Raw genomic sequence first — 13,441 nt, forward strand, 5'->3', positions numbered from 1 at the left:
CTCTTGGCTGCACTGCAAGGCTTGCTGAGACTGAGCGGTTTCAATTGCACACTGTAGGGCGTTGTGCACGTGCTCCGGCGTGATTCGATCGTGAATCAAATAGTCGGCGGCTCCGTTTTTGAAGGCTTGTCTGGCGATTTCAGCGTCATTTCGACCAACCACGACGATCGGTGGACAATCATCTCCCAGTTGGTGCTTTAATTGCTTCAGCATCTCAAGATTGTTGCCATCAGGAACGCACGCGCTCAGCAGAATGACAGCAACGGGCTGCGATCGACACAGAAACGGAACGTTCGCGCCGTCTTGCTCGATTAAAACTCTGTAGGAAGAGGCAACCATTGGCAGCCATTGCAAGCTATCATGGCTACCAGCACCACGAGAATTCGCAATCACAAGGACGGCTTGACCAGGGGTTGACATACGACAATGAAATCTATAAATCGGCGGTCAACCTCGTTGAACCACATAGCATAGATATTATCCTACAAGTAGGGAAGCAGGCAGCGTTTCCCTGCGAAAAGGGGTGCATCAAGGCGAAAATCACTAGGGATTGCCGCTTGAGCAGCGAACCAGAGCTAGTTGAGGAGACAAGCCACTCTGGAATGGAAGCAATCGCCCTTACAGTAGGACTAGATTATTACAACAGCGCTGGCGCAACTCGATCGCCTTTCCCCACTCCCAACTCTTGACCGACGACTCCCACAAAGCGGTCCGTTTAAACAGGAAAGGTCTTCTTTATGCATTATCCTTTTACAATCAATTTGCTCACGTTTATTTAATCGTTTTACTATCATTCACTTTTAGCGTTCATTAATCAGTCAAATTATTTAGTTACAACAATCTAATTTTTTATTGAAATTAGTTAAAAGCTTTGTTCAAAAGTTTCCATTTTTTTCACCCGGTTTGTACTTTCACCAATTCCTCTGATCAACATAAATTTTCTTTAATAAGTAAAAATTGTTTATACAAGATTACTTTTCATTGCTCCATGTTTATTATTAGACTCATCTACAAATTGGTCAAGCACTATACTCTATCTACGGCTACAGCATGTTTAGTCTGTAAAATGTTTAGTCTGTAAAATAGTTGCATTCATTCAGCTAAGTCACCTGAAAGACACTAACTCCTCGCCATTTGCCGCTTGACTTGCCACAAAATCGGGATTGCTAGCAATTGCAAACCGATAGAAATCACAATCAGAGTCGGAATTGAGCGATCGTATATAATTCCCATCAACGCACTGCCAACAAACCAAGCAAAGCCGTAGCATAAGTAAAACAGGCCAAAGGCCGAACCGCGCTTATTAGGGGGAACCATAGCCGCAATGGCTGCCTCCAATCAATTCACCTGACCCTGCTACCAGTCCTACGATCGCTCCGCTTGCTCCAAGCGCTCCAAGGTATGCTCCCGCAACACTGCGCCCTCCTTCGTAGGTAGCATCTGCACATAAACTGACAAGTCCCAAAAGGATGACGAACTTTAGGGCACTGGCTTTGTGAGTCATTGGTTGTGAGGCATTGGAGAGAGAAGATACAAGGAAATCAGAAATTCTTTATTCAAAGTTTCTGCTGTGATTAGTAAACGCTTCTTAAGAGAAATTGTCAATAATTGAAGACTTGTTGGTATTAAGTTTGATTGCAATCCGTCTCTGTACTCTGTAGTCTCTACTGTGAATCATCGCAAGTTTGACGAGCTGTCTTTTGACAGATACAGATACCAACTGTCAGAATTTTGTGTCTCTTTGATAGATTGACTGATAAAACGACAGCATCATGGGGAGCATGAAGAAGTTCCAATCACTTGCATTAATGACACTGGCTGGGATTGTCCTAGCTGACAGCTATTTTGGAGTAGGGCGATCGGCAAGGGCGGCTGAGACTCAAGAGGTCACCATACGATTTAGGGGCATGGTGGGGGAGCAACCGTTTCGCTGTGGGGAAAGCTACAGTCTGGGAACAACTGCCAGTCTGATGACACCGACTGATTTTCGCTTATATATCTCGGATGTGGCGTTGATTGACGCCAACGGAAACCCCGTTCCACTCACGTTGCAGCAAGATGGCAAGTGGCAGTATGAAACGGTGGCACTGCTCGACTTCGAGGACAAATCGGGAGCCTGCACCAATGGGACTGTAGAGATGAACGATCGCATCATTGGCACGGTTCCCGCAGGCAACTACAGCGGACTGCAATTTACCCTTGGTGTGCCATTTGAACTGAATCATGCCGATGCAACGCTGGCTCCCTCCCCTCTAAATCTCACGTCGCTGTGGTGGAATTGGCAGTTCGGCTACAAGTTCGCTCGTATCGATTTAAGCCATCAGCATCAAACTGGAATGCTGCCGAGCCAGTCTCTCAAACACGAAAACAATCAGCCGCACGGACATGGAGAAGAATCCAATACTGGGTTTGCCATTCACCTAGGCAGCACGGGCTGTGAAATAGCTGAGGGCAGCCAAAGCCCGTCAAGTTGTAGTTATCCCAATCGGTCTACTATGACCTTCACGGGATTTAATCCGGCTCAGAATGTGGTTGTAGCAGATTTAGCGGCACTGGTTGCCAACACTGATCTAAGCCGCAATCAACCCGATACGGCCCCTGGCTGTATGTCGGAACCCACAGACAGTGATTGTGCTGGCATTATGGAGGCGATCGGGTTAGCCTTTAATGGCACCCTTGCTCAAGATCAGAGCTTCTTTAGAATGGAATGATGCGCCGTTTGCCCGTTCTTATCTTTGTTTGCGTGCTGTCTTGTTTGCTGGCGATCGGCTTCAAGCGCGTCCTAGCCGTAGAGTCTGTCTCGTCAGAGCTTGTTTCGTCTGGCTACCAGTGGAATCTTCCAGATTGGGCACCCAAGCCGATCGTGCCTGCGGACAATCCTATGAGTCAGGCCAAAGTGGAGCTAGGCAGACACTTGTTCTATGAACAGCGGCTGTCGATCACGGGAGACCATTCCTGTGGGTCTTGTCATTTACAGTCTTTGGCATTTACTGATGGCAAGCCAGTAGGCATTGGAGCCACCGGAGAACAACATCCCCGTAACTCCATGAGTCTGACAAATATTGCCTACAATCCGGTGCTGACCTGGGCCAATCCCTTGATGACCCAACTGGAGCAGCAAGCCTTGGTGCCTTTGTTCGGGGAACATCCGGTAGAACTGGGAATGGTAGGCAAAGAGAATGAGATTTTGACGATGTTGCGAAATGATCCGCAGTATCGATCGCTGTTTGCCTCTGCTTTTGGAGAAGGTGATGCGAACATCAACTTGAACCATTTGATGAAAGCGATCGCGGCATTTGAACGCACCCTAATTTCATTCAATTCACCTTATGATCGTTACCGTTATGGAGGCGAAGCTAACGCCATTTCAGAATCAGCTAAACGTGGGGAAGCGTTATTTCATAGTGAACGCTTGGAATGCTTTCACTGTCATGGCGGACTCAACTTCAGCGATTCCATCATGCACGAGCGTTTAGCATTTCAAGAGATTGCCTTTCACAATACTGGATTGTATAACATTGATGGAAAAGGAGCTTATCCCCCAAACAACACAGGGATATATGAGATTACCCATGAACCAACAGATATGGGGCGGTTCAAAGCACCGACACTGCGAAACATTGCGCTAACGGCTCCCTACATGCACGATGGCAGTATTGCTACATTGGAAGAAGCGATCGATCATTACAAAGCAGGAGGTAGAACGATTGAGTCCGGTCGTTACGCAGGAATAGGCAGTGAAAATCCACTGAAAAGTCATTTCATCTCAGGGTTTGAACTAACGGAACAGGAAAAACAAGATCTGCTCGCCTTCCTTCACAGCTTGACCGACGAGACCTTCATTCATAATCCAGCGTTCGGTGATCCGCAGGATTAGTAACGTCGATCGAAATCAATTCATTACTATGTCTCAACAGAAGGTCACTTATAATCACCTGATTGTACACGCCAAAGACCTGCGTAGACTCCAGTCTGGGTGAGTAATTCTTCGTGTGTGCCCTGCTCCACAATCTGCCCCTGATCCATCACATAGATGCAATCGGCATGACGAATCGTAGAAAGCCGATGGGCGATTGCAATCGTGGTTCGATTCTGAGTAATCTTGGTCAAGGAGCGCTGAATCGCTGCCTCAGTCTCATTGTCTACGGCTGATGTGGCTTCATCCAGAATCAGAACTGGCGGGTCTTTGAGAATGGCACGGGCAATCGCCAACCGCTGTCGCTGTCCTCCCGAAAGCTTCTGTCCCCGTTCTCCCACAATTGTGTCATAGCCTTGCGGCAACTGCTCAATAAACGTATGGGCTTCTGCTAACTTCGCTGCGTGAATAACCTGCTCATTCGTGGCATCAAAACTACCATAGCGAATATTCTCAGCCACCGTTCCGTGAAACAAAAATACATCCTGACTCACCCAGCCAATACATCTTCGTAGGTCAAATAAATTCACGTCTCGGATATCAATACCGTCAATCAAAATGCATCCAGTTTGTACTTCATAGAAGCGCAGCAACAGTTTCACCAGCGTACTTTTACCAGAACCCGTCACACCAACAATGCCGATCGTCGCTCCAGCAGGAACCTGTAAAGATAAATCTTTGAGAACAGGTTTGCGACCGTTGTAGGCAAAGGTGATATCCTCAAACTTTACCTCGCCTTGAACAATTTCAACTGACAGAGATCGATCGCCATGCGGAATGGAAATCGGGATATCCAGCAAGCCCATCACCCGCCGTACCGATGCCATTGCCCGCTGATATTCATCCATTAGCTCACTTAAATCAGTGAAGGGCCACAGTAATCGCTGAATGATGAACACCAGAAACCCATAGGTTCCTGCCGATAAATTGCCATTAGCAACCGCGACACCACCCAAAAATAGTGTGGTGGTGAACCCCACCAGAATCAAAATCCGAATCAGGGGGACAAAAGCGGCACTGAGGGCGATCGCCCTGCCATTACTGCGACGATAGGCTTCACTTTCCAGTGTGACCCGATCGCGTTCATAAGCCTCTGCGGTAAAGCTTTTGATGGTGGCAATCCCCGACAAGTTATTGGCTAATCGACTACTAATTAATCCACTTTTCTCCCGCACATCTGCGTAGCGTGGTTCTAGTTTAGACTGAAAAACCATTGACCCCCAGATGACAAAGGGAATCGGTACCATCGCCCACCAAGACACACCGGGAGCCAGGGCAATAAATGTCGTACCAACAAATAGAACTGTTGTGAGAAAGTGAAGAATATTGTGAGCACCAAAGTTGAGAAATCGCTCCAGTTGGTTGATGTCGTCATTCAACACCGACAGCAACATTCCGGTACTGCGATCCTCAAAGTAGTTCAGTTCCAACTCTTGCAAATGACTATAGGCATCGATTCGCAGTTCGTGCTGCAACGTTTGCGCCAGGTTTTGCCACAGACGGCTATAGAGATACTCGGTCAGGGATTCTAGGCTCCAGATTAGTAACGTCAGCAGCGATAACACTGCCAGTTGTCCAGTAACGCTGGTGATGCCGAACTGAGCGATGAGGGAGTTCTCTTCATTGACAACCACATCAATGGCAACGCCGATAAGATAGGGAGGCGCAAGGTCAAAGACTGTATTGAGGATGGAGTTGGCGATCGCCCCCCAAATTTGAGAGCGGTAGGTGGTCGCGTAGGACAGCAGTTGCAGGATAGAAAGACGGTTCATATCAAGAGAAGGCTATGCTCAATAAAATTGAGGTTGAACGGTTGCAATGTAGAGTTTGCCAAACTCAAGATAGAACAGTAGTGCTAGGTTTTGGAAGCTTGCGCGATCGCAGGAAAAAAATGAGAGTGCGATCGCGCTGCCAATTGGTCGTGTTCTAGTTTTCATCGGTATAGGATTCATAGGGTTCCTCCGGCTGATGAGGGATTGCGAAAAAGCGTTTCAGGTGATGCGCTACGCTGCGTTTTAGCAAAGCCATGTCCGAAGGGCTATACACAGCCCACAAGAGGAGCGATCGCACTGAATACAATGTATGAAGTTGTTCAAGTAAACGTGTGCTATTTGCGGGCTGATGTTCCGATCGCACTTCAGAACGTAGGATTGGTAAACAAACAGGATGTGTTCGGAGAGAAGTTTAGGATGTATTGATAAAGTACTTGTAAAGATCATCAATCAATTGATTAGCCGTAATCGGGCCAACAACAGTACTCGACCAACTCACTGCATAAACTCGATCATTTTGCACGGCTTTTAAGGTTGACCAAATCGGTTGTTTCAAGAATGACAATGATTTGAGCTTCTCAGAGTCTTCTTTTTGAAGTATGTCTACAAATAGAATATCGGCATCCCAGTTGGGCAAATCTTCAAGACTTAGTTGTAAGTAGCCTTTTAGATTTTTATAAGCAGGAATAAACTCTATGCCTGCATCATTCATAACTTGAGAATGAACAGAAATATCTGATCCATAAACATGAACTGTCAAGTCGTAAAGATGGACAACAGACACTGTTTTAGTTTTTAACTTTTCTCCTAGCTGCTGCCGAAACTTTTGAATTCGCTCATTGTACTCAGCCAAGATTTCCTTAGCTTGCTCGCTTCTATCTAGAATCTCAGCTAAATACTTCAAATTCTTCTTAAAATCGACTTCACTATCCGTATCTATCATCACTGTAGGTGCGATCGCCGCTAGCAGTGCATAGTATTGCTCCTGCCAGACATGCCCCACAATTAAATCTGGTTTGAGGCTGAGGATTTTTTCTAAAGACGGTTGCTCCCAATGCCCTACGGGTGACACATCGGCAACAAACTGGTTCAACGTCTCCGATGGAATGCAGTAAGCACAAATAGCTGCCCCCACGGGCTTGATATCCAACGCCAACAAGGGATCGAGTAGGAACCTATCATCGAGCACCACAATCCGCTGGGGATGGCGGGGAATTTCTGCTTGCCCTAAAGCATGGCTAACGACTTTTGTCGCTGCCGAGTTTGAAGCAATGTTTGACGGATTTGTCTGTCCAGGGGGAGAAGTCACTTCGCTCGGTTGGAACCACAGCAACTTACTCGTGCAACTCGTTGTAGAGAAAATAACAACTGTTGTTAAGAAGAGTAACCATCGAGTGGCTTTACGGAGCACCTTTTTCTTCATTGTGGATTATTGCAAAACCATATTTGACCTGCATCTTTGAGTCTTAATCAAAAGAAGCTGTCGATTAAAACTCCCAACTTACTGAAGCAATAACTGTAAATGGTGCGGCTCTATAAACACTCGTGTCAAATCCAGCAACAGCATAGTCGATATTGAATAAGTTACGAATGTTGATTGCCGCATTCAATCGTCCTCTCCGGTAGTAAAGGGCTGCATCAGTGCGTAAATAGTCATCTAGTTGAAATGAGTTTGCCAAATCAGTCTGTCGCTCACCAACGTAGAACAGTCCTAGTCCAAATCCTAACCCTTGTAAATCGCCTCCTTGAATGGTGTAAGTTGTCCAAAGGCTGGCTTGGTTTTCTGGGACACCCGGTAGACGATTGCCAACCGGCGTAGAGTTGTCTTCTGTAACTTTTGCATCTGTATATGCATAAGATAAGATGACATTCCAACCTGGCAAAATTTCACCTGTCACGTCTAATTCAATGCCTTGACTCCGTGCTTCTCCAGTCTGAACGGAAAAATTAGGATTACTCAAGTCAGGAGTTGTAATGTTCGTTTTTGTTAGGTGATAAGCTGCTAAATTTGCTGCAAGCCTGTCTTCTAGAAATTCCGATCGAAGTCCGATTTCATACTGTGTTCCCCTTGTTGGAGAAAATTGGTTCCCCTCCGCGTCAAATCCACTAGTTTGTAAAAATGAACGGCTATAGCTGGCATACAGAGAGACTGTATCACTTGGTTGATATACTACGCCAACTCGGGGGCTGAAAGCACCATCATTTTGAAATGGAGTATTGATTCCATCTCCTAATGTTTCGTTTCTACTCGATATCCAATCATATCGACCGCCAAGCAATACGATGAATTGATCACTCAACCTAATTTGATCTTGAAGATAAACTCCATAGGACTGAACTGTATTTTGAGACTGTATGAGTGGAGCAGTAACTAGCTCTGGAATATCGTATTCTGGATTGAGCAAATCCAAATCTGGTACATCAGCCGTAAAGTCAATACTAAGGTTATCTACAAATCGATTGAAATCGAAACCTGCTAAAACTTGGTGCGAAACTGAACCCATATTGAACCTTCCAACCAAGTCAATCTGTCCAAAGTAATTGTCTATTGCTTGTTTACCCTCATAAAGATCGAATTGTATAAAGCGATCGTCCACAATACCAATAAAAGCTAGATTCCTCACTCGAAAGGTATCGGTCAAGGCTACAGATAATCCATTGCGAATCTGCCAATTGTCGTTAAACTCATGCTCTAGCGTATAACCAAATCTCTGAGTGGCTATATCTAAAATGTTGTACTCAGGATAGCCAGCATAAAAGTCTCGTGGTGTTAGAGGGTGTTTGAGAAGCCAGGAAGGTCGTAAAAAAGCTCACTCAGTGTAGGCTGCGAATAGCAAATATCTACAGCCCTGAGTGAGTCAGATGAGTAAAGCATATCCCAGTAACCTAACCCGCGCCCAATATGAGGTTTTGAGTGAATTAATTCCAGCAGCAAAGCCAGGTGGTCGTCCTCGCAGCGTTGACCTGTGGGAGGTGCTCAATGCCATGCTCTATGTTCTGGTTGAAGGCTGTCGTTGGCGTTCTTTACCTGGTGATTTCCCAGCCTGGCAGACGGTGTACACGTACTTCCGCAACTGGCGATTGGACGGCACCTGGATTTCCATTCATGACCAGTTGCACCAGTGGGTTCGCATCGATGCGCAACGCTATCCTAGTCCATCAGAAGCGATCATCGATAGCCAAAGCATCAAGAGTGCAGCAGGAGTTCATCAACAAGTTGGCTTTGATGGAGGCAAGCTGATTACAGGACGCAAACGATTTTTAACGGTGGATACGTTAGGACTGGTTTTGCGGGTGTTTGTGAGTGCGGCAAACCTGGGGGAACGCGAAGGGGGCAAACGTGTCCTCAAACGAGTCAAACGGATGAAGAAAAAGGTTTCACGCTTAATCACCATTTGGGTAGACGGCGGGTTCGATGGCGCCCCTTTTCTGATGTGGGTGATGGATGTTTGTCGTTGGATTGTGCAAGTTGTACTGCGACCTGAGCAAACCAAAGGCTTTAGCTTGCTCAAAAAGAGGTGGGTGGTAGAACGAACTTTTGGTTGGCTAATGGGATGCAGACGGTTGGTCAGAGACTATGAATTATTACCAGAGACATCAGAAACCTTGATCTACCTTGCCATGATTCGGATTATGGTGAGGCGGTTGGCATAAATTTGACACCTCAAATCTTTTCAAACACCCTCTTAAACTACCATTGCTAAGAGCAAAGGAGTAGGTCTGAATGGAATCTAGGAAAAGATCGGCATATTCGTAGTAAAAATTTAAGCTTGTTCGGTCACCCAAGTTTAGAGTAACTGAAGGTGCAACTGTGATTCTTTCTGAGTTGACAAAATCTTGAAAGCTATCTGCGTTTTGATAGCTAGCAATGAAGCGATATAATAGCGTGTCGTCAACCGTTAAGGGGCCTGATAGATCGATATTAGGTTGATAGAAACCATAACTTCCTGCTTCAAAGGCAATCTCGTAAAAGGGTTCGCTTAAAGGCTGACGGGTGATCACGTTGATGACTCCACCCGGTTCCAAAGCACCAAACAGAACTGAGGCAGGCCCTCTTAGTACTTCTATTTGCTCAATCGTTCCAATTGGTGTAACAGAATAGTAGTTGACATCTCGATAGCCGTTTCTCAGGTTCGCAGGAGCCGCTCCAAATCCCTGACTAAATCCTCTGATAATTCTATCTCCTGCATATCCACCATCATCGCCATTATCAATTACACCAGCAACAGTTTCTACTGCCTGATTCACACTTCTCACATTGCGATCGTCCAACACCTGTCGCGGCACTACTGTAATCGACTGAGGAATATCGCGTAGGGGTGTATCCGTTCGGGTGGCCGTGCTGGCCCTGCGTGGGTTGTGACCTTCGTCCTGTTCTCCCGTCACCACCACTTGAATCGCATCTTCCTCTGCAACTGCGCTAGCATCCCCCAGCATCACCGTCAAAACCAACCCTTGCACTTCTGATGTCACCTCAGCACTAGGCGGCGCATCGGTTCCAGTAATGGCAACCCGCACGCGATCGCCCGGTAACTGCGTCACATTCACCAACGCGATCCCTTCGATCGGGTTTGCCTGAGAGAACTCCTCGGCAATCGTGGCATTGGGAATATCTGCAATCAAGGCATTACCGATCGCTCTGGTCTCCGGCACGTTCAGCGCACCATCTGCCGTTTCCAAAATCACCTGCAATCCAGCGTCAGTCGTTTCAATCCGGACTCTAGTAATTTGTGTCAAAGAAGCTTGGATTTGAGCGAGCCATTCTTCAACCGTAGCGGCAGGTTGGTCAAGATTAGAGAGGGAATCGGGAGTTAAGAGTCGGGAGTCGGGAGTCGAGTCAGATTGTTGTTCCGCTCCATTCCCCATTCCCCATTCCCTATTCCCTATCTCCCCTACCTCCTGTGCCCATCCAGGCAATACCAACCCATGCCCAAAACCTCCTGCCAGAACCACAACCACCAATGCCGATCGCACCGAATTGGCAAACCACCACAGACACATTTCAGTTCCTCACACACAAGCAATTAGACTATTGCCAATTATTCTTAACTGCAATGAAAGGCAGTGTAAGGAAATTGAGCGATCTGCGTCTACTCAAATCCGGACTTTGATCCGAAACTGGACAATTTAAGCCATCTTTTTTGATAAGCGAAGATGACTCCTCTGCTTCTGTTCAACTCAAACCGAGGGATCAACCCCCAATTCTCGCAGTTTTGCAGCTAGCCGCTCTGCTCGTTGCCGCTCCTGTTCTGCCTGCTGTTGTGCTTGTTCTGCTTGCTGTTGTGCTTGTTCTGCTTGCTGTTGTGCCGCTTCTTCAGGCAGTAACACCAACTCTCCTTGGGGCGTATAAAATCTCAGCCAGGTACAACTGCCGTTGCTTGGCTCCCGATCGATCGCGCCCTCCCAAGTGCCTAGCCATAGCCCCAGCGTCTCGCACCACAACCAGCCCTGATCGTTGGGAGTCAGGGGTTGATAGCCCTGCGCTAGATCCAAGCGCCACCCTGCCAAAGAGGTCGGATCAAACGGATCAAAGACAAAATAATCGGGGGTGCGAAACGTTTGCTCATAGAGGTCTTTCTTTGCCCCGCGATCGATCGCTGCCGTGCTGGGAGACAGCAGTTCGATAATCACATCCGGATAGCGACCCGATTCTTCCCAAATCACCCAAGCCTTTCGTTCTCGATCCGGTTCGACCCCTAGAACTGCAAAAAAATCAGGTCCTCTAAAATCGCGGTTCATTGCCTGCTGGCGGCTGTAGTAGACGAACATATTGCCGCCTACAAAACTGTCGAGGCGAGAGGATAGGGCTTGCTGCGCTGAGCGAATCAGCACATTCATCGCAATCCGATGACGATTACTTTCCAAAGGTTCTCCATCGTCAAAAATTAAGTCGGAAGGAGGGGTAGGAACTTCCCAGTCAGGGGGGAGGGCAGGCTGGGAAGATGAGGCAATCTCTTGAACCATAACGTGCGCCTCTGCCAAATGCTTTTTGATTATATCGAGTCGTATCGGTGGCTGAAATCGCTAAGTTTTTGAGCTTTTTTTAATTTTGTCCGAATGCCAAAATCTGAGCCACACTGAGGGCAAAATCAGGAACGACTGTAGACTGAATCGGCGTATCGCCCTGATAAACCGTATCTTCATACTGCCCATTCACCCACAGACACACCGTCACCTGCTGCATCTCTGGGTCAATAATCCAATATTCCGCAATGCCGCGGGCGGCGTATTCTGTGTGCTTGAAGCGATAGTCACGGTCTCGGTTCTCTTGCCCAGGAGAGACCACCTCAACCACCAGTGCCGGAGGTGGCATATCTCGCAACAGGATCGCGCGTTTGCCTCCAGATAATGCAGCGTGGGATTCCTCGGAATGAATCATCAGGTCAGGCACTCGGCTCTTGGCTCGTTTGCCAGAGACTTCTACCTCGGTCATTGTCGCCAACAACGCAATCGGTAGATGTTTAGCGAATTCAAACAGCAAATATTTGACAATGCTGAGATTGATCTGACTCTCTACTGGCATTTCCACTAATTCTCCATCCACCAGCTCATAGCGGGTGTCAGTGCCATCGTCATAGGTCAAATATTCTTCCATGGTCATGAACTTGGAGAAGGTACTCGCTGTTTGTGTCATCGTTGCCAACCTCCGCGATCGCCCCAATCGAGCCGTAAAAGCACGCTATGATCCTATCAAATCCTATGGATATGCCGATTTCTGACCCATGGCACACTGCTTAGGCGTAATGCCAAACTTGCGTTTGAACGCAGCCGCAAAATGTCCCTGGTTGCTATAACCGCAGCGATAAACTACCTCCGCAACGGTGAAGCCCTGTCGCAGAAGCTGTTCTGCTTGAATCAATCGCTGTTCTGTCAAGTAGCCCAGCACAGTTGTGCCAAAGACCGCTTGAAAGCCGCGTCTGAGGGTGCGATCGCTCACGCCGACAAACTGCGCCAGTTCGGTTTGCAAGAGAGGAGATTCTAAGCGCGATCGCAAAATCTCGGCAGCGTAGTGAATGCGGGCGATCGTATCTGCCTTGAGAGAATCAGACGGTGTAGCTGCTTCATGGCTCAGCATCCCTTCCAGTTGAAGTGCCATCAGTTCAAACACCTTACCCTGCAAATACAACCGCTTGGTGATTCCCAAATACGGACAATCGATGATTTGCTGCACCACCGATCGCATTGTCCTTGTCACCTTGGGTGAAAAGACTCGCTGCCAGTCTTCCCCCTGTATTAAAGGTTGCAGTTCAGAAGGAAGTTCCCCAGTCGGAGTCGCAAAAAATTGATGCAATAGGTGCGGCTGCAAGTGAATGTTCACGCCTACTTCCGGCTGGTTCGCTCGATGAGTGCTGGTCACAGATGGTTGTAATCCACTCCCCCCGACATAGCTTTGAGTTGCATCTTGATACAGAAAATCACCGCTATCCACCACCCCAGACAGATGCATCATGAACTGCACCAGATGCGAATGCTCAACTCCCCGACAGATGTAGTCTTCGGCATAGGTTTCATGAAAAATTGCCAGTTCCAAACCAGGGCATAACTCCATCACCCGAATGTAGCCTCTGCCTAACCGAGATGGCATCATGTGAATGGTCTCCAGGCGATCGATCGAGGTGACAGGGGGGCACTGCTGCTCTGCTTCCAGCCAGAGTTCGTCTTCTTCGCGGGCAGTCAGGTCGAGACTCATGAGAAACAAGAGGTCAAGGTAATGAGAATCAGTTTCAATAATCTCGGTTCACCCATTAGAAGT

The 13,441-nt window shown here is 47.4% G+C and carries 12 protein-coding genes and 1 pseudogene; 4 read left to right on the plus strand and 9 right to left on the minus strand.

Going from position 1 to position 13,441, the window contains the following annotated elements:
- Positions 1 to 557: 557 nt before the first annotated feature.
- Complete coding sequence (locus OXH18_RS11655; protein WP_268612953.1) at positions 558 to 689, plus strand: hypothetical protein; 132 nt, start codon at positions 558 to 560, stop codon at positions 687 to 689.
- 430 nt (positions 690 to 1,119) lie between these two features.
- Here OXH18_RS11655 and OXH18_RS11660 read toward each other — a convergent pair whose 3' ends face one another.
- Together OXH18_RS11660 and OXH18_RS11665 are read right to left on the minus strand one after the other, a co-directional pair.
- Positions 1,120 to 1,317, minus strand: coding sequence for a hypothetical protein (locus tag OXH18_RS11660; protein ID WP_268612954.1), 198 nt, complete (start codon positions 1,315 to 1,317; stop codon positions 1,120 to 1,122).
- A gap of 16 nt (positions 1,318 to 1,333) precedes the next feature.
- A pseudogene (locus OXH18_RS11665) lies at positions 1,334 to 1,504 on the minus strand (MFS transporter); the annotation flags it as partial.
- A gap of 304 nt (positions 1,505 to 1,808) precedes the next feature.
- Between OXH18_RS11665 and OXH18_RS11670 the strand changes: the two are divergent.
- Positions 1,809 to 2,711, plus strand: a complete 903-nt coding sequence (locus tag OXH18_RS11670) for an MbnP family copper-binding protein (protein WP_268612956.1) — start codon at positions 1,809 to 1,811, stop codon at positions 2,709 to 2,711.
- Entirely contained in the window at positions 2,711 to 3,877 is a 1,167-nt protein-coding gene (locus OXH18_RS11675; protein ID WP_315874709.1) for a methanobactin export MATE transporter MbnM, read from the plus strand. The genes OXH18_RS11670 and OXH18_RS11675 overlap by 1 nt, the downstream gene beginning before the upstream one ends.
- Positions 3,878 to 3,921: 44 nt before the next feature.
- Here OXH18_RS11675 and OXH18_RS11680 read toward each other — a convergent pair whose 3' ends face one another.
- The 3 genes from OXH18_RS11680 to OXH18_RS11690 all read right to left on the minus strand — a co-directional run bounded on the left by OXH18_RS11680 (position 3,922) and on the right by OXH18_RS11690 (position 8,420).
- Positions 3,922 to 5,688, minus strand: coding sequence for an ABC transporter ATP-binding protein (locus OXH18_RS11680; RefSeq protein ID WP_268612958.1), 1,767 nt, complete (start codon positions 5,686 to 5,688; stop codon positions 3,922 to 3,924).
- Between the two features lie 412 nt (positions 5,689 to 6,100).
- Complete coding sequence (locus tag OXH18_RS11685; protein WP_268612959.1) at positions 6,101 to 6,997, minus strand: ABC transporter substrate-binding protein; 897 nt, start codon at positions 6,995 to 6,997, stop codon at positions 6,101 to 6,103.
- A gap of 178 nt (positions 6,998 to 7,175) precedes the next feature.
- Positions 7,176 to 8,420 carry a TonB-dependent siderophore receptor gene (locus OXH18_RS11690; protein ID WP_315874710.1) on the minus strand — a complete coding sequence of 415 codons (1,245 nt, stop codon included), beginning with the start codon at positions 8,418 to 8,420 and terminating at the stop codon, positions 7,176 to 7,178.
- Between the two features lie 130 nt (positions 8,421 to 8,550).
- Here OXH18_RS11690 and OXH18_RS11695 point away from each other — a divergent pair, with 130 nt between their 5' ends.
- The gene (locus tag OXH18_RS11695; protein ID WP_268607476.1) at positions 8,551 to 9,342 is read left to right on the plus strand and encodes an IS5 family transposase; all 792 of its coding nucleotides are present in this window, start codon (positions 8,551 to 8,553) and stop codon (positions 9,340 to 9,342) included.
- On the opposite strand, the gene OXH18_RS11700 is transcribed toward OXH18_RS11695, so the two are convergent.
- From OXH18_RS11700 to OXH18_RS11715, 4 genes are all read right to left on the minus strand, one after another.
- The gene (locus OXH18_RS11700) at positions 9,286 to 10,689 is read right to left on the minus strand and encodes a TonB-dependent receptor plug domain-containing protein (RefSeq protein WP_268612960.1); all 1,404 of its coding nucleotides are present in this window, start codon (positions 10,687 to 10,689) and stop codon (positions 9,286 to 9,288) included. The two genes, OXH18_RS11695 and OXH18_RS11700, sit on opposite strands and share 57 nt — an antisense overlap.
- Before the next feature lie 177 nt (positions 10,690 to 10,866).
- A complete protein-coding gene (locus tag OXH18_RS11705; RefSeq protein WP_268612961.1) occupies positions 10,867 to 11,652 on the minus strand; it encodes a Uma2 family endonuclease in 786 nt (261 codons plus the stop codon).
- Between the two features lie 79 nt (positions 11,653 to 11,731).
- On the minus strand, positions 11,732 to 12,322 hold the full coding sequence (locus OXH18_RS11710) for a Uma2 family endonuclease (protein ID WP_315874650.1): 591 nt from the start codon (positions 12,320 to 12,322) through the stop codon (positions 11,732 to 11,734).
- Positions 12,323 to 12,385: 63 nt separating this feature from the next.
- Entirely contained in the window at positions 12,386 to 13,378 is a 993-nt protein-coding gene (locus tag OXH18_RS11715; RefSeq protein WP_268612962.1) for a helix-turn-helix transcriptional regulator, read from the minus strand.
- Positions 13,379 to 13,441: the final 63 nt, after the last annotated feature.

Source organism: Thermocoleostomius sinensis A174 (assembly GCF_026802175.1).
GTDB classification, from domain to species: Bacteria; Cyanobacteriota; Cyanobacteriia; order Elainellales; family Elainellaceae; genus Thermocoleostomius; species Thermocoleostomius sinensis.